This is a genomic window from Burkholderia sp. Ax-1724, from assembly GCF_011752995.1.
In the GTDB taxonomy this organism is placed as follows: Bacteria; Pseudomonadota; Gammaproteobacteria; order Burkholderiales; family Burkholderiaceae; genus Paraburkholderia.
In genome coordinates this window covers 99,620-116,499 of sequence record NZ_VWWL01000014.1, presented here as the reverse complement: position 1 = coordinate 116,499, position 16,880 = coordinate 99,620, and the positions used below count along the sequence as shown (strand labels likewise).

General features: G+C 62.6%; 17 protein-coding genes. 8 read left to right on the top strand and 9 right to left on the bottom strand.

Annotated elements, in window-relative coordinates; all coding sequences use genetic code 11:
* Positions 1-402: 402 nt before the first annotated feature.
* The gene (locus F3J19_RS18085; RefSeq protein WP_167043775.1) at positions 403-555 is read left to right on the top strand and encodes a GntR family transcriptional regulator; all 153 of its coding nucleotides are present in this window, start codon (positions 403-405) and stop codon (positions 553-555) included.
* Between the two features lie 13 nt (positions 556-568).
* Positions 569-1,876, top strand: a complete 1,308-nt coding sequence (locus F3J19_RS18080) for a LysR family transcriptional regulator (RefSeq protein WP_167043773.1) — start codon at positions 569-571, stop codon at positions 1,874-1,876.
* Between the two features lie 11 nt (positions 1,877-1,887).
* On the opposite strand, the gene F3J19_RS18075 is transcribed toward F3J19_RS18080, so the two are convergent.
* Entirely contained in the window at positions 1,888-2,025 is a 138-nt protein-coding gene (locus F3J19_RS18075; RefSeq protein ID WP_167043596.1) for a hypothetical protein, read from the bottom strand.
* Positions 2,026-2,233: 208 nt separating this feature from the next.
* Between F3J19_RS18075 and F3J19_RS18070 the strand changes: the two genes are divergently transcribed.
* Complete coding sequence (locus tag F3J19_RS18070; protein WP_167043771.1) at positions 2,234-2,830, top strand: molybdopterin-dependent oxidoreductase; 597 nt, start codon at positions 2,234-2,236, stop codon at positions 2,828-2,830.
* Positions 2,831-2,859: 29 nt separating this feature from the next.
* Here F3J19_RS18070 and F3J19_RS18065 read toward each other — a convergent pair whose 3' ends face one another.
* Positions 2,860-5,010 (bottom strand): tetratricopeptide repeat protein, encoded by a 2,151-nt coding sequence (locus F3J19_RS18065; RefSeq protein WP_167043770.1) that lies wholly within the window; start codon positions 5,008-5,010, stop codon positions 2,860-2,862.
* Positions 5,007-5,207, bottom strand: coding sequence for a hypothetical protein (locus tag F3J19_RS18060; RefSeq protein WP_167043769.1), 201 nt, complete (start codon positions 5,205-5,207; stop codon positions 5,007-5,009). The genes F3J19_RS18065 and F3J19_RS18060 overlap by 4 nt, the downstream gene beginning before the upstream one ends.
* Here F3J19_RS18060 and F3J19_RS18055 point away from each other — a divergent pair.
* The 5 genes from F3J19_RS18055 (at position 5,206) to F3J19_RS18035 (ending at position 11,793) form a co-directional block, all read left to right on the top strand.
* Entirely contained in the window at positions 5,206-5,613 is a 408-nt protein-coding gene (locus tag F3J19_RS18055) for a DUF2946 domain-containing protein (protein ID WP_167043768.1), read from the top strand. The genes F3J19_RS18060 and F3J19_RS18055 overlap by 2 nt on opposite strands.
* An 82-nt stretch (positions 5,614-5,695) precedes the next feature.
* Positions 5,696-8,155: a TonB-dependent receptor gene (locus F3J19_RS18050; protein WP_167043767.1), complete on the top strand. Its 2,460-nt coding sequence runs from the start codon at positions 5,696-5,698 to the stop codon at positions 8,153-8,155.
* Positions 8,156-8,199: 44 nt separating this feature from the next.
* Positions 8,200-9,741: a PepSY domain-containing protein gene (locus tag F3J19_RS18045; RefSeq protein WP_167043766.1), complete on the top strand. Its 1,542-nt coding sequence runs from the start codon at positions 8,200-8,202 to the stop codon at positions 9,739-9,741.
* Positions 9,742-9,832: 91 nt separating this feature from the next.
* A complete protein-coding gene (locus F3J19_RS18040) occupies positions 9,833-10,627 on the top strand; it encodes a DeoR/GlpR family DNA-binding transcription regulator (protein ID WP_167043764.1) in 795 nt (264 codons plus the stop codon).
* Positions 10,624-11,793 carry an MFS transporter gene (locus tag F3J19_RS18035; RefSeq protein WP_167043762.1) on the top strand — a complete coding sequence of 390 codons (1,170 nt, stop codon included), beginning with the start codon at positions 10,624-10,626 and terminating at the stop codon, positions 11,791-11,793. The genes F3J19_RS18040 and F3J19_RS18035 overlap by 4 nt, the downstream gene beginning before the upstream one ends.
* A gap of 94 nt (positions 11,794-11,887) precedes the next feature.
* Here F3J19_RS18035 and F3J19_RS18030 read toward each other — a convergent pair whose 3' ends face one another.
* The 6 genes from F3J19_RS18030 to F3J19_RS18005 form a co-directional block, all read right to left on the bottom strand.
* Positions 11,888-12,754, bottom strand: a complete 867-nt coding sequence (locus tag F3J19_RS18030) for a sterol desaturase family protein (RefSeq protein WP_167043760.1) — start codon at positions 12,752-12,754, stop codon at positions 11,888-11,890.
* Positions 12,755-13,566: 812 nt separating this feature from the next.
* Positions 13,567-14,505: a M23 family metallopeptidase gene (locus F3J19_RS18025; protein WP_240159039.1), complete on the bottom strand. Its 939-nt coding sequence runs from the start codon at positions 14,503-14,505 to the stop codon at positions 13,567-13,569.
* A 376-nt stretch (positions 14,506-14,881) separates the two neighbouring features.
* Positions 14,882-15,109: a hypothetical protein gene (locus tag F3J19_RS18020; protein WP_167043756.1), complete on the bottom strand. Its 228-nt coding sequence runs from the start codon at positions 15,107-15,109 to the stop codon at positions 14,882-14,884.
* Positions 15,110-15,220: 111 nt separating this feature from the next.
* Complete coding sequence (locus F3J19_RS18015; RefSeq protein WP_167043754.1) at positions 15,221-15,364, bottom strand: hypothetical protein; 144 nt, start codon at positions 15,362-15,364, stop codon at positions 15,221-15,223.
* A 61-nt stretch (positions 15,365-15,425) separates the two neighbouring features.
* Positions 15,426-15,716, bottom strand: a complete 291-nt coding sequence (locus F3J19_RS18010; RefSeq protein ID WP_167043752.1) for a hypothetical protein — start codon at positions 15,714-15,716, stop codon at positions 15,426-15,428.
* A 253-nt stretch (positions 15,717-15,969) separates the two neighbouring features.
* A complete protein-coding gene (locus tag F3J19_RS18005) occupies positions 15,970-16,302 on the bottom strand; it encodes a DUF2322 family protein (protein WP_167043751.1) in 333 nt (110 codons plus the stop codon).
* Positions 16,303-16,880 lie beyond the last annotated feature (578 nt).

Here is a 16,880-nt window from a genome sequence, read left to right as displayed (position 1 = left end):
TCGTTCTCTTCCGTCACTTCGTGCCGCGTGTCGATCGGATAGGTCGCCGTCTGTATCGCCCGTCTGCACCGCAATACCCAACGCGACCGTCTTGGGATACAAAGATAGGAATTGTGCCGCGAGACAGGAAGTACGGGTAAACCTCATTCTGCGCCGGAATCATGGCCCGAAACCGTGCAAATGCGTGCCGGGCAAACCGGCGGACATCGCCGCAAGCCGCGCCGCGCATGGCTTCGCCGGTATTCCAAGGCCACGCTGAGAACTTCGTATTTCTCCCTCATGGCGCCGCATGCGATAAATAAAACAGATGCTCGGGAAAAGAACTCGCAAAGCACTTTTTAAAGCTTGGTGCGGAGTGATACGCGTGGCTATACTTCGGAGCTTCCGACGAGTCAGACACCCATGAACGAGACGACCCAGCCAGCGATTGTCCAGACGTTACGCGGGAAGATATTCCCGGGCGAAGCATCGCCGGGTCGGCGTCTCGCGGAAGCACGGCTCGCGCAGTGGCTCGGCATGCCGCACACGCCGCTGCGTCATGCGCGAACGATCTGATGACGGGCGCGGCATGACGAACGACAACACATCGACGGAACACGGCCCCGCTTCGGCCAAAGCGCCGTTGCCGGCGGGCGGCAAAGACCTGCTCAATCTCGCGCAGTTGCGCGCCTTCAGACTCGTCGCCGAAATGGGCAGCGCAACGCGCGCGGCGGCCGCGTTGTTTCGCGCTCAGTCCGCGGTCACGCGTTCCGTGCAGGAACTCGAATCGGCACTCGGCGAACCGCTCTTCGATCGTGGCCCATCGGGCATGCTGCCGACGCCGGTCGGCCGCGCGGTGCTGCATCGCTGCGAGCGCATCTTCGCCGAACTGGAAGAACTCGCGCAATGGTGTGCCGCGCGTCAGACGCGCCGCCGGCCCGTTGCGGAAGGCGCGCTGCCCGCTTATCTGCTCAACACGCGGCGCCTGCAACTGCTGGTGGCGCTCGCGCGGCACCGGCATATGCCGAGTGCCGCGAAAACGTTCGGCATCAGTCAACCCGCGGTAAGCACTGCGATTCGCGTGCTCGAAAGCGGTTCGGGTCTGAGTCTTTTTCATCGCAGCCCGCGCGGCATTCTGCTCACGACCGAAGGCGAAACGTTTCTGCTGCACGTGCGGCGCGCACTGAACGAATTGCGCCACGTGCCCGACGATATCGCCGCGTTGCACGGCAAGATTCAGGGTGCGGTGACGGTCGGTGCGTTGCCACTCGGACGCACGCTGATTCTTCCCAAGGCGATTGCGCGCATGTCCTCGGAAAATCCGGGCGTGCGCGTCGTGACCGACGAAAGCTCGTACGAGACATTGGTGGCCGGTCTGCGCGCGGGCGACATCGACTTTATTCTCGGCGCGCTGCGCGACAACGATGCGACGAGCGGCCTGAAAAACGAGCGGTTGATGTCGGACGACATGGTGATACTGGTGCGGCGAGATCATCCGCTCACCCAGGCGCGCAACCTGACCATCATGGACTTGCGCGACGCGCAGTGGATTCTGCCGCGCAGCAACGCACCCGCGCGCGCATTGTTCGAAACGCAATTCAAGCGCCTGAAAGTCAAGCCGCCGCTACCGACAGTCGAGACCGCCGACTTTGCGGTGATTCGCGGGCTACTGCTCGGCACCGACATGGCCGCGGCACTCTCGGCGCAGCAACTGCATCACGAGATTCAATCAGGACAACTCGTGGCACTCGACGTGCCGCTGTACAACACGCGGCGCAATATCGGCCTGACGCTGCGCGCGGCGGGTACGCCCTCGCCGGCCGCGCGTGCGTTGATCGATGCAATCCGCCTGTCGGTGGTCGACGTGACGCGCACGGTCAGTATCGGTGCGAACTAGCGGTGCGATTTTCAGCCCCTGGACTCTCGCCCCCTGTCCGGCAGGCTATCGAAAAACGCGCGCCAATCGAACGGAGTCGGCAACGTTCCGTATTCGATACCATCCGCTTCTCCGAAGCCGATGAATGCAACGTACTTGAGTTCGTTCATTGCCCCCTTGTCTCCCAGATTGCTTTCCAGGCCACGCGAAGTTCTCTCAATGTTTTTGTAAGCCAGAAATCATTGTGGAAGTAAAAAGCAAATGGCAAACTCAGTAAAAATAAAGCACAACCGTATCACGCAAGGCGGCAATTCCCCGACAATATAGGGCACGCCGGCCTCGCCTGGCCAGGCCTCAACGACGCCCGGAGAAAATACAATGAATAAACGCGAATTCCTGACCCGCACAGCAGTACTAGGCGCGGCAGCCACGCCCGCATTCGGCGCACAGCGCGAATACAGCACTCGCTGCGCCCCCTCGCCAGTTATCCTGACGATATCCGGTTCGATCAAACGCAGCAATCGCGGCGCACTCGACCCGTCATTCGATCAGTTGCTGGCCAAGCATCAGATCAGGTTTTCGGAAGCCTATGGCATCGATCTGCCTTTGCTCGCTAGCATGAAGCAAGTGACGATTCGCCCCACCATCGAATACGATTCGCATCAGCATACGTTTAGCGGCCCATTGCTCACCGAGGTACTCGCTCACGTCGGCGCGCCCGATGCCGGCAGCACGCAAATCGTGATGCACGCGGTCGACGGTTACGCCGTGATGACGACACTCGACACGGTGCGTGCGTATCGCTTCATTCTCGCGACGCAGATGGACGGCAAGCCGCTGCCGCTCGGTGGCCTGGGACCGCTATGGGCGATCTTCGACGCGGACCATCTTGCCGAACTGGCCACCAAACCGCTCAAGGACCGCTTCGAGTTGTCGCCGTGGGGGCTTTATCACATCCAGGTGACGCAGGCATAAAGACGGCCTACGGTGCAGCCTGAAAGGAATCAGCGCGCTTCCTCGCGAAGCGCGGCACCGAATCGTTCGACACACGCCTGCCGCACGCGCTCGACCGATACCGCCCAATCCTCTCCGGGCGCCCGGCGAAACAGACGCAACGATTGGGGATACCACGGCGAATCGTCGCGCTCGTGCATCCAGCGCCAGTCGACATCGCGTTCCGGCAGCATCACCCAGCACGGCTTGCCGAGCGAGGCGGCCAGATGCGCGATCGACGTATCGACGCAAATCACGAGATCGAGCTGCGCGACGATCGCCGCGCTGTCCGCGAAATCCTTCACGTCAGCGCCAAGGTCGAGCAGCGGTTGAGCCGCCGGTGGATGGCGCGCTTCGTCTTCTCCCTGCCCTTTCTGCAGACTCACGAAACGCAGGCCCGGTACGCTCCAGAGCGGCGCGAGCGTGGCGAGCGACGGAATCGAGCGATTCGCGTCATTATGATGCTTCGCGTTGCCTTTCCAGACGAGACCGATCCTGGGCCCCGGCGGCAGTGCGTCCAATGCGGAACGCCATGACTCGACGAGCGCTGGATCGGTCCTGAATCGTAGCGGCGCGGGAATCGTCTCGACAGTCGTGCGGAAATGCAGCGGCGCGCTCAGAAGACTGGTCCAGCAGTCGTAGCCCGATATTTGCGCGAGTGCGCTGCTGTGATCGAACACGGCATCGATACCATCGACATCCGCCATCAGCCGATGCAGCGCCGGCACGCACGCAAACGCGATATGCGCAGCCCCTTGCGCTTTCAGCAACGAAAAATAGCGGCTGAATTGCAGCACGTCGCCAAGACCGTCCTCCTGCCAAACCAGCACCGACTTGCCCGCCAGCGTGTCGCCCGTCCATTGCGGACACCTGAGCATCTCGCGCGTCTTGCGGTGAATGAAACCGGGCTGCTCATAACGGTCCTCGTAGAGTGGCCAGGCTTCGTCGAAGCGGCCCATGCCGAGCAGCACCACGGCAAGACCGAAACGCGCTTCGCTATAACCGGCCTGCAAGGCCAGCGCCGCGCGATACTCGCTCTCGGCCTCGGAGAACCGTCTCAGCTGCGCGAGTGCAGCCGCGAGATTCGCATGCGCCGGCGCCAGTTGTGGAGATAGAGCGAGCGCGCGCCGGAATACCTCGATTGCCTCGGCGAAACGTTCCCGCACGCGCAGCACGCAACCGAGGTTGTTATGCGCATGCACGAGGTCCGGTTGCCAGCGAATCGCGTCACGATAGGCCTGTTCGGCCTGCTCGAAACGCTCCTGCCTGAACAGCGCAATGCCGAGGTTGTAATGCGCCTCCGCATAGTTCTCGCGATGAGCAATCGCTGCGCAATAAGCCGCTTCCGCTTCAGGCACTCGCCCGAGGTCGACCAGTACCGAGCCGAGATTCAGATGCGCCTCCGCGTAATCGGGCCGGATAGCCAGTGCAAGCCGGCAAGCCAGCTCGGCCTCCGCGAGCCGTTGCGTTGCCTTCAGCACGCCACCCAGGTTGTTGAGCGCTTCCGGATACTGCGGCCTGAGCGTCAGCGCCTCGCGATACGCCGCGTCCGCCTCCGCGAGACGCCCGAGTTCCAGCAACACGTTGCCGAGGTTGTTGTGCAATTCCGCATGACCGCGCAGTCCGCACAGCGCATGCCGATAAGCCACTTCGGCTTCATGCGGGCGGCGCAGTTCGCTCAGCACGATACCGAGGCCGTAATGTGCTTCGGCGTGATCGGGGCGAATCGTCAATGCCTTGCGATACGACGCCTGCGCTTCGTCCCTGTAGCCGAGCCCGTGCAGCACGCTGCCCAGTTGACAATGCGCATCCGCGTCGAGCGGACACCGCGCCACTAGTTGCAGATACATCGCTTTCGCGGCGGAGAGGCGGCCGAGCGATCGGAGCAGCGCGCCGAGACTCGCATACACGGCGACGTAATCGGGCTTCAGATGCAAACATTGGCGCCAGTAGTTCTCCGCGTCCGCGACCTGGCCCGACATGAACGAACACGCGCCGGCAATGTTCAGCACATCGGCACGCCGATCGTTCGGCAAGCTCGCATCGTCGAGCAGCGGCAAGACGAGCCGCGAGGCGTCGGCGTACTGTCCGGCCGAGCACGACGAAGCGGCGCGCTGGATGATGTCGGCGAGGGAAGGGGCAAGCGTCGGCATGGACGTCATGAGTCGTGGCGATAAATATTGCGCTGTTTCCGCGGGATGTCGGCAATGCGATCCGACAGATTAAGTGATTCGCCACTGTTCCAGCGCGTCGAAATGAATGGCCTTTTGCCGTCTAATCCGCTGCTATACCTGTCATCACGAAAGAAAAGATCGCGCGGCGATGATAGAATCGGCGCGGTCTTTTTCCCGATCATCATGACTTCACGCTCCCGTCACCGCATGACCGCATGGCTTGGCCTCGTCGCCATGTGGCTTGTCGTGTTCGCGCCGCTCGTGAGTCAATTGGTCGCATCGGGCCGCGCGGACGAGCCTGTTGCCGCGCTCTGTTCCGCGCTGCATCCGTCCGGCGCGAGCGATGCGGGCAATGCGCTCGTGGCTCAAACGAGTCCCGCGCCCGTGCATTTGAGCCACGACGATGCATTCGGCGCCTGCGGCTACTGTCATCTGCTCGAACATCACGTGGCGATGCCGACGGTTGCCGTCGCTGAACTTCCGGCCGCCCTGCCGCTTGCCGGCACCGCGCCGCCCACGCTGTCCATCCGCTTCATACCGCTTGGCGCGTTCCCGTCGGGACGCCCACGAGCCCCGCCTGTCGTTTCCTGATCGCTGCCGGTTCTGATCGCGCGTTCGTCGCCTGCGCCGACGACGCCCGCGCTCGCCTGTTCAATGCATCGAGGAAACGTTCATGTTCGACTTCGCCCTGCGAAGGCTGCCCCTTTGCGTCCGCCGCGACGCGGGCTTTGCTTCTTCCGCTTATCGCGCGGTTCATCGCGCCGCTTGCCGGTCCGCTCGCGGGGCGAGTCATGGGCCAGCTTGTTGGCCTGCTTATTCGTCCGCTTGTTGGTCCACTTGTCGGTCCGCTTATTGGCCGATCCTCGCTTCGGCACTCGTGCCGGCCCTCGTCGCCTCGCCCGCGCAAGCGGACGACGCCAAACCGGACGCGACGCTGCCCACGGTCAGCGTCAGCGCCAGTACGAGCGCCGCACCGCGCGCCGTCGATCCCAATCTGCCCGCTTCCGTCGAAACCGTCACGCGCAATCAGTTCGCCAACTGGAACGTCGCCAATACCGAAGACGTGCTCAAGTACATGCCGAATCTGGCCGTGCGCAAGCGCTTTATCGGCGACCTGAATTCGATCATCGCGGTGCGCGGCACGAGCAATACGCAAAGTGCGCGCGGCCTCGTCTATGCAGACGGTTTGATGCTGAGCAATCTGCTCGGCAATAGCTATTCGTTTCCGCCGCGCTGGTCGATGGTGTTTCCCGACGAGATCCAGCAGGTCGACGTGATCTACGGGCCGTTTTCCGCGCTCTATCCGGGCAATTCGCTGGGCGCGACCGTGCTCATCAGCACGCGCATGCCGAAGCAGTTCGAGGCCGATGCGGACGTCAAGGCGTTTACACAGCACTTCAGCCTGTACGGCGTCAACCAGAATTTCAACGGCACGGAAGCGAGCGCGTCGATCGGCGACCGCATCGGCAAGTTCTCGTATCTGCTCGGCGTGAATCATCTCGAGAACACGAGCCAGCCGCTGCAATTCGCGACGCTCGTGCAATCGGGCACACCCGCGAAAGCGGGCGATACGCCCGTCACCGGCGCGTACTTCTACAACAACCAGACCAATACGCCGACGGCCGTACTCGGCGTCAACGGCGAGGGCATCGAGCACACGGTGCAGGACCAGTTCAAGCTGAAGATGCAGTACGACTTCACGCCGACGCTGCAAGGCGGCTTCACGCTCGGCTACTGGCATCAGACCTACGACAGCCAGACCTCGACCTTCCTGCGCGACGCGAACGGTAATCCTGTGTACAGCGGCAACGTGTCGATCAACGGCTATCACTACACGATTCCCGCGGCCGCCTTTGCACCGAGTCTCGGTCACAGCGAAAACTGGCTATACGGTCTGTCGCTGAAAACCCGCAACGCAGCCGGCTGGAATGGCGAAGCGATCGCCTCGTATTACGACATCGGCAATAGCGTGGCGCGCACGGCGAATGCCGGCGGCCCCGGCAATGGTCCCGGCACGGTACTGTTCGGCGACGGCACGGGCTGGAAAACACTCGATCTGCGCGGCACGTACACACCGTTCACGAACGAGGCGGGACTCGGCAATCACGCGCTGAGTTTCGGCTATCACTACGACAACTACTTTCTCGACAACCAGAGCTACAACACGCTGAACTGGCGCGACGGCAACGCGGCGTCATTCGCCAATGCCTTCACGGGCAAAACGCAGACGCAGGCGCTCTACGCGCAGGACGCATGGCGTTTTCTGCCGCGCTGGAAGCTCGTCTACGGCGTGCGCTATGAAGACTGGCAAGCCTACGACGGCACGCAATCGCTGCCGGGCCAGACCGTTTCGTACGGCGAGGCGAGCCAGCGCCACTTCTCGCCGAAAGCGTCGCTGTCGTTCGACCTCAGCGACGATCTGACCTTGCGCGCCTCGATTGGCCGCGCGTACCGTTTCCCGACGGTCAGCGAACTGTTCCAGGGGCAAATCAACGGCTTCGCGATCGTCAACAACAATCCGAATCTCCAGCCCGAGGACGATCTTTCCAAAGAACTGAGTGCCGAATGGGCGCACTGGAATGGCCTATTCCGCTTCTCGCTGTTTCAGGACGACGTGAAGAACACGATCTTCAGTCAGACCGACACCACCGTGATTCCCAACGTGACGAACTTCCAGAACATCGGCAAGGTGCGCTCACGCGGCGTCGAAACGAGCTATTCCGGCGAGGACGTGCTGGTGCACGGCCTCGATCTGCTCGCCAGCGTCGCCTATACGCAGTCGAAGATCATCGCCAATGCGCAGAACCCGGCTACCGTCGGCAAGTACTTTTATCGCATTCCGTTATGGCGCGCGGATATTGCCGCGACCTATCACTTCGATGCCCGCGCAGCGCTCACGCTCGCCGCGCGCTATTCGGGACGCCAGTACAACACGCTCACGAATACCGACACGAATCCCGACGTATTCGGCGGCACCAGCACGTACACAGTCGCGGATGCGAAGTTCACCTTCAAGCCGACCCGGCTCAGCGAAATCGGTGTGGGCGTCGACAACATCTTCGATGCGCGCTACTTCGTCTATCACCCGTATCCGGGCCGCACGTTCTATGTGGAAGCGAAGCTGCGCCTGTAGGCGGCACGCGAACCGATCGATCCAACTTATCCGACGAGGATTTCATGTCCACAACTCATGCCGCTGAACACGAGCGCGTTGCCCGCGATTCGACCGCGGACCCGAGCGCCGGTGCGAACACCGGTTCCACGTATTCGGGGTACCGAACGCTATGGCGCTGGCACTTTTACGCCGGCCTCTTCGTGATGCCCTTTCTGCTCGTGCTGGCCGTCACCGGCACGCTGTATTGCTTCCAGCCGCAGATCGAGCCGCTGCTGTATCGGCACCGCCTGATCGTCGCACCGCAAGCGGTACCGAGGCTGCCCCCCAACGTACTGTTGGCGAAAGCGCGCGCGGCCATGCCGGCCGATGCCGTCGCGACGACCGCGGTTATCACAAGCGACGCGCAACGCAGCGCCGAATTCGTTTTCCGTCTCGCGGACCGCACGCAACAGAGCGTCTATCTGAATCCGTATAACGGCGAGGCATTAGGCACACTGAGCGTCGAGCGCCGTTTCATGCAGGTCGATCGCATGCTGCATCGCAAGCTGCTACTCGGCAAACCCGGCGAATTGCTGATGGAACTGGTCGCATGCTGGACGCTCGTGATGATCGGCACCGGCGTCGCGCTCTGGTGGCCGCGCGCCGGAACCACCGTGCGCGCCGCACTGGCACCGCGCCTGTCGCTGTCAGGGCGCCCGCTCTGGAAAAGCATCCACGCGACACTCGGCATCTGGCTCGCGCTCGGCGCGCTCGCCTTCGTGCTGACGGGCCTGCCGTGGACCGGCTCGTGGGGCAAGCAGTTCAAGGCGCTCGCGACTGCCGCGCAGCTCGGCGCGCCGCCGGGCGCATGGAAAGGTCTGGCGCTGCGCTCCGCATTGCCGGGTACGCACGCAGACCACGCAGAGGCAAAGGATGCGCACGGCGCCCATGAAGCCCACGCCCGCATGGACTCGATGCCCGGTATGGTCATGGACGACCTGCCGCTGCCGCTCAAACCGTGGGCCGCCGGCAATGCACCCGTGCCCTCGTCCCGCGATGCAGCAACCGATGCAAGCGCCGAAGCGCCACAGCCCCTTTCGCTCGGCCATATCGCCGCGTTCGCCACCTCTCTCGGCATCACCGACGGCTACAGCATCGTGCTGCCGGATTCCGCCACCGGCATCTATACCATTTCCTATTTCCCAGGGAATCCGAAAGACGAACGCACGCTATATATCGACCAATATAGTGGCGCGGTGCTGAAAGACATCCGCTACGGCGACTATGGCGCCATCGCGAAGGCCGTGTCGTACGGTACGTCGCTGCATATGGGCCGCTATTTCGGCGTGGCAAACCAGTTGCTCTGCGCGGCCATTTCGCTCGGCCTCGCCGCGCTCGCGGTGACGGGCTGCGTGATGTGGTGGAAACGGCGGCCGCTGCGTGTGTCCGGCACGCTCGGCGCGCCGTCGCGCGAACGCGCCGCGCCGCCGATGCGCGGCTGGAAAGCCGGCCTTATTCTGCTCGGCATCGTCTTTCCGCTGATGGGCGCGACGCTCGTCGCGGTATGGCTGCTCGACTGGCTATTCTTCGGCCGCAGTGCGCGCGGCCAGCAACGCATCGCCTGAGCCCGCGACGGCTCCGCTTGCATCGACTGCACGTTTACGATAAATTTTGCTCGTTTATGATCGATTCAAGCCCATCGAGCAAGGAGACGCCATGCAGCGAACGCGAGAGGAAGCCATCAACGGACTCCTGCCCGAGCAGCGCGAAGCGCTGATTCTCGAACGCCTGCGCACGCACGGTCGCGTGCTGGCGGCGGAACTCGCCGCCGAGTTACAGACCTCGGAGCACACGGTGCGCCGCCATCTGCGCGATCTCGCCGACCAGGGGCACTGCAAGCGCGTATACGGCGGCGCCCTGCTGATCTCGCCCGCCGACAAACCGGCCGCGCTCCGCATGCACGAAGCCGTCGATCGCAAGGCGCGCCTCGCCACGGCAGCTGCATCGATCGTGCGGCCGAAGCAGATCATTCTGCTCGACGCCGGCTCGACAAACGTCGCGATTGCAGAAGCCCTTCCCGAGAACGCCGATCTCACCGTCGTGACGAATTCGCCCGAAGCCGGCACGCGTTTGCTAAACCGGACCGGTTTCGACGTGATACTCGTCGGCGGGCGTATTGCTCGCGGCGCGGCCGGCTCGCTCGGCGCAACCGCACTGCTGCAAGTCCAGCAGATTCGCGCCGACCTCTGCTTTCTCGGCGCCTGTGCGCTCGATCCCGAGGAAGGCGTCGCTGCATTCGACGCAGAGGATGCCGAATTGAAACGCGCGATGGTCAAGTCCAGCGGCCGGATCGCCATCGCGCTGACGTCGGAAAAACTCATGACGGCAGCACCGTTCGCGGTCGCGCCCGCATCGGCGATCGACTATCTGTTCGTCGAGGCCGACGTGCCGCGCGCGCGGCTCAAGCGCCTCGAAGCCGTCTGCGACAACGTGACGGTGGCACGTTCATGACGACGCCCGACAACTCGCGCGGCAAGCCGGTCAAGGAACGCATCGCGACGATCGGTATCTTTCTCGCCAACGGTTTCGGCATCGGCGCATGGGCGGTCGAAGTGCCGCGCATCAAGGAAAGCCTCGCGCTTGGCGACGCGGCGCTCGGCATCGCGCTGTTCTGCTTCGCGCTCGGCGCGATCGTCGCCATGCCGCTCGCGGGACAACTCGCGCCACGCTTCGGCAGCGGCCGCGCGACCGCGCTGCTCGGCGTGGCCTTCGCCATCGCCTTGCCATTGCCCGCGCTCGCGCCCGGCATGGCGGCGCTGTGTGCCGTGCTGTTCGTGCTGGGGGCGTCGAATGGCGCGCTCGACGTGTCGATGAACGGACACGCGAGTGCCATCGAAACACAGTGGCGCGCGCCGATCATGTCGTCGTTTCATGCGGCATGGAGCGCCGGCGGTCTGCTCGGCGCCGCAACCGGCGCCATGTTGCAGAAGAACGGCATCGGGGTGATCGGCGGACTGCTGGCGCCCGACCTATGCATCGCAATCCTGATCGTTTTTTCCGCGTCGCTGGCATTGCGCGATGTCGGCGCGCGCGCGGCCGCCACGTCGAGCGGCTTCGCATGGCCCGACAGCGGCGTGATGAAACTGGCGATGCTCGCGTTTCTCTGCATGCTCGTGGAAGGCGCGGTGGCCGACTGGAGCGCGGTGTATCTGCGCTCGGCCCTGAATCAGGAAGCGAGCGTCGCCGCTATCGGCTACTCCGCGTTTGCGTTTTCGATGGCGGCCTGCCGGATCGCCGGCGATGCCTCGGTGCGCCGCTTCGGTTCGAGCAGGGTCGTCGCGCTCGGCGGCCTGATCGCGCTGGCCGGGCTCGCGCTGGTATTGAGCCTGCCGACAGTGCTGACCGCGTGCGTCGGCTTCGCGATGGTCGGCATCGGTCTCGCGAATATCGTGCCGGTGATTTTCAGCACGGCCGGCCGCTCGACCGCGACGCCCGCGATCGGCGTCTCGATGGCGGCCACGGCCGGTTACGCGGGCTTTCTGGTCGGACCGCCGCTAATCGGCCTCGGCGCAGGCTGGCTCGGCTTGCGCGTCGCGCTGTGCCTGCTCGTGATGGCTACGTTGATCGTTTCGCTATTGGGCGGCAAAGCCGTGCGCAACGCGCAGCCTGCCGCATAGCGCGCGAACCGGCTTTGCAACCGCGCCGCTTCATAGCCGATTCACATAGCCGCTGCACCGTTGCTTCACCGCGCGGCTTCCCAAGCCGCCAATGTCATTCCGTTTCCTTGTCCAGCAACGCGAGCGGCTTGCGAACAGGCACCGCCTCGCGCCTGGCATGGACACCTAACGGCCAGCTCAACGCGCCAAGCAGCGAGCGCGGCTGCGTGCCGTCGTCGAGACCCGTAACCGGCCATTCATGTTTCGCGGGCACCCACCGCGTGCCGAATACGTGGTCCCACATCGGCAGCAATTGCGCGAAGTTGTGATTGAGATGCTCCGCGCGGATCGAGTGATGCAAACGGTGATACTGCGGATTGCTGACCCACGTGACGTAACGGCCGAGGTCCACGCGCAGATTCAGATGCGAGAAGTAGTTGCCAAAGAGGAACACGACCGAGGTCGCGCCGACGATCCACGGTTCGACCCTGAACAGCACGCCGACGATCGGATAAAGCAGGCAGCCCTTAATCAGTACTTCGAGCCAGTGATGCCGCAGCGTGATCGTCACGTTGAAATCCACCGCGCTATGGTGCAGCGAATGCAGCTTCCACAACACAGGCCACGTGTGCTGCAGGCGATGAAACGCGTATTCGAGCAGATCGATTGTCAGCAGCACGATCACGAACGACGCCAGCGCGCCCCACCCTTGCGACACGAGCACCACCATGCCGCCGCCGAACGCATTCACGATCGCGACACTGGCCGCTGCCGCGAGCGGCTTCGCGGCCTCGACAAGCGCCAGATACACTCCCGCGTACGCCATGTTCAACCGTTGCCCCGCGCGCGATTGCAGCAACGCGGCCGGCCAGCGGCGCTCGAGCCATGCACCGATGCCCATCGTCAGCAGCGCGAGTGCGTAGGCTTTCAGCCAGAGGCTCGCGTGGTGCAGCAATTCAGGAAACGGGATCGACGCGAACATGGAATTCCCCGGGCGGACGATGCATACCGTGTATTGACGGCTCCTGCGCGCGCATTCGCGTGAACGGCTTGCTACGGCTCAACATGAGCAGTTCGAACCATCGCAAACAGGAAGCACGCACACCGGAGAGTCGGGAACGGCAGGAGCGTTAGCGTGATCTTCGCAGCCTGCCGGCCGGCACGCAAGCGCCAGCCCCACGAATCGGCGGCATCGCGCCGATGCTTTACCGTGAACTTACGGTAAATTCGACTCCGTCCACGAGGACGTAAAAAGTGGCGAGGTCATCGCTTCACGTTGTCATGATCGCGAGTGACCGATGCTTTCGCATCGCTCACTCGCGTCGTTGTTTATTGACATCCGCCCTGAGTTGGCCCCGCCGCCCCTCGCAAGACGCGTCAATCTCCCCGAACGCGAATCACGAAGACATGTGCTGCTGTCGGCTGTTATTCACTACGTGCTTGCCGGTTGCAGCGTATCTGGTTCTTGTGCCGCTCTTATTGCAACGGCCGTGCCATGATGCTGCAAACCTTGCCGGCAAATGATCTGAGCTTTCGCAGCGCGTATCGCGTGGGCCCGATCGCACGCGATGAGTCGGAATTGAGACACCACCATGGTGCAGCGATGCCGTCGCGCGCGTCGGCCTGCATTGATTCGAGGCGCGCGGGAAAACCCGTATCGATGTTGAGCGGCAAAGGTTTGCCGGGTACTCCGGTCAGAATTGCCTGCGCGTTACGAGACGGAGTAGCGATTACCTGGCACGGACCGGCGTGTCGCAAAGCTGAAACCGAACCCGGACAGCGGCCATTCCCGTTTCATAGCAGCGCCGTCAATTGCGCAACGCGGGCCTCGAATTGCTGCAACTCCCCGGCGCGCAGCGGCGTTTTCTCCGGCAGTCCGACCGTCAACGGGTCTTGCGGCACATTGTCGACGTGCACCTCGTAATGCAGATGCGGCCCGGTCGCCCAACCGGTCTCGCCGACATAGCCGATCACCTGATTACGCGCGACATGACTGCCGCGCCGCAGCCCTTTCGCAAAACGCGACAAATGCGCGAACGTCGTCGAATACGGTGCGGGATTCTCGATAACGACGACTTTGCCGTAACCGGTCTGACGGCCGATAAAGCGGATCACGCCTCGCGCCGTCGCATGCACGGGCGTGCCGGGAGGCGCGGCGAGATCGACACCGTTATGACTTTGCCAACGATGTGCGACCGGATCGAAGCGGCGCAACGAAAAACCGGATGACACGCGCGTGAAAGCCAGCGGATATCGATCGAAGGCGGGCTTCGTGCTCGCGCCGTCTTTCGTGTAATAGAGCGGCTGGCCGTGCAGGTCCTTGTACAGAAACACGTCGTGCGTGGCCGATCCGCGCACGATGCGAACCGCGAGCGGTTCGCGCGCGGACACGATGGAAGCACTCCCGCCGTTGCCCTGCGTGGCGTCGGCTTTGTCGCCACCGCCGTTGTTGTCGAACACCGCGCTCACCTGGTCGCCCGGTTGCGGGTCGCGCGTCAGGTCGAGTTCGTTATGGAACGCACGGACCAGAATCGCCGTGGTGCCGACATCGACGCCGAGGCTTTGCGTGGCCGCCGCGAAGTTGCGTTCGATCGGCGCCTTTTTAACGGTGAACGCGAGCAGTTGCGGAATCGGTGCAGTCGTCGCCGGTAAACGCGCGGCGGCGGTCGTCGAATCCTTGCTCACCAGCAAGACGTCGGGTTCGTCGTTGCGCGCGGCATGGTCGTGAGTCATCAGGTACGCCGCGCACACCGAGCTCATTGCACATACAACAATGATTTTGCTGGCGCGCCCCGGCAGGATGCGGGCTACGGATAGAGGCATTGACTAAGGCTAAGCGGTCGACCGTCGCAGGCGCGAGAGGCATGCACGGCGGTTTCGTTGGAACAGCATCTCCGGGTACTGCGCGAGACGCTGCATGAGGCTGCTGGAAGCCTATGGATGCTTTCTTAAGTCAGGCTTAAGCTGCCCCCAATAAGCAGGTGCGCAAAGCGCCACCTGGGACGGCATCGCCCGGGCCTTGCAGACCATTGCACCGAAAGCCATTCACGCGAACGAGGCCGGCGCGCATGCGCGCCTTCGCCTCATTCATTGCATTCGGTGCATTTAGTCAAGATAACGAAGCAAGCATGTTCGACAGACGACGGACATGCGCCTTGAACGCGTCGCCCGCTTCGCGGTTCGTCGTCGGATTCAGATGCGAGGTTTCGGCGAGTTGCGCCTGCTCGTGAAAGTCATTGGCGATCTTGCGCCGGATGTCCGCTGGCAGCGAGCGCACGATGGAGACCAGCAAAGCCTCTTCGGCATGCATCATGCCGAGAATCGAATGTGTGTCCATGCGAGAACCTCCGGTGGCAACATCGGCAGCGCCGTTCAGCACAAGCGCTCCGCACTTCATGTTACCCCGTTGGTTCGACGCCGTTGACCGGCTGTGATTGACCGGGTGAAATTACTCGGCAATCGAATAGCGCGAGGGACGGCGGCCCGGCTCTTTCGCCACGGGCTCGATACGCGGACTCGCGCCGCGAATGAACAGGATCGCGCAAAAAGCCAGCATCGCCCAGATGCAAAGAACTACCGTCAGAGCGCTCATGTCAGTCTCCGGAGAATGGGGAGTGCGGGTTAATACCGAAGTACCGGATGTGCTGAAGCCGTCAATGCAGCACGGACTCGCCTGACTCGCCGAACAGCAGTTCGTCGATCAGGCCGGTCGTCAGCGTCAACTGCGTTGCAAGCGATCGGCGCGCGAACTCGGCGCCGGCCGCGTCGCTGCGCGCAACGGCGGCGTGGGTTTCGGTCGCCAGGCGCAATACGGCTTCGGAGCGGTGCTGCAACTCTCGCATGATCTCCGCATCGGGACCGGACAACGGGCTGCCCCGCTCCGGGGTGGCAAATTCCGGCAGGCCGGCTTCGAATTGACGGCTTTTATCGTGGCGGGAAGACATCTGACACTCCTGGCGCAGTGAACGCGAATGGCACGAACCCAGTGTGCGCCGGCCGCCGGCTTTTCAATTCGTCGAATAGAAGCCGATTGTGAAGCCAATCCACTGCGATCGAAAAAATCAGGGTTTTTACTTAAATAAGGGCCCGACAGGCCGCGAATCCCGTTCGCGGGCGCATCGGAGCTTGCGGAAAACTCACGGCAACGGCAGGAAAACGTCTAACCTGCCGTACGCTTTCAGAGAACTTCAGGCAGCCTCAGGCCGCCGCGACAACGTCGATACGCAGGGCCTCGGCGCCAGCCGCGATGGCGAGCAGATGATCGACGCTCGGGTGCGCGCCCGGACGGTTGCGCGCGTCGGCCGTATGTTCGGCGAAGAGCGCGAGGCCGTATTCGGCTGCCTTGGAGTCCAGCGCACCGAACGTGGCATGCAGATAGTTGTAGACCGCGAGCGAGCCCTGCTTGCCCGGCTTGTTCTCGATGCTGGCGACCACGGTGCCCTTGCCGTCGACCAGATCGATGCGCGCGATGCCGTCGATCGCAGGCATCTGCGCAAGATTTTCCTTGAATACGTTGCTTGGTTGGAACATCGAAACCACTCCTTTTTTCTAAAAAATGCGAGGCGGGCCGTATCTTAGCCGATGGGTGGCTCAAGCCGCCGGCAATCGCTCAGAACAGCGCGCCGGACGCCACAGATATTCAGTAATCCCGGATAATTTTCGGCGTCGATTTTCAGGCCGCAGAGACAAGGAAAACGTTTAACTTCAGATCCTCGATGCGAGCAAGAACACCTACCTGTAATCATTTTCGAAGCAAAACAGCATCCGCACGAAAGCAACGCGACATCAGAGCACAGGACACAAAGCTTCGGAAGACTAACGATATCAAGCACAATAAATCGCCTTTGATAATCGACGACGAAAGCCCACTAAAAACGGCATTCAAAAGACCCATTTAGAAGCAGCAAACGGCCATTCATCGCGGATTCAGGCGCGCCCAGTTATGCCTTCAGCGTCATTTCGACTGCTTGCAATCTTCTTTGAGATATGATCTCCTATGACTTACGAATGTTTCTGTAACAAGAAAACACGCGTTACCGTAATCTTCATGCTGCGCACAGCAGCGATCCATCCAGGAGACGCCCGCCAGGCAAGGAAAGAAGACTGGT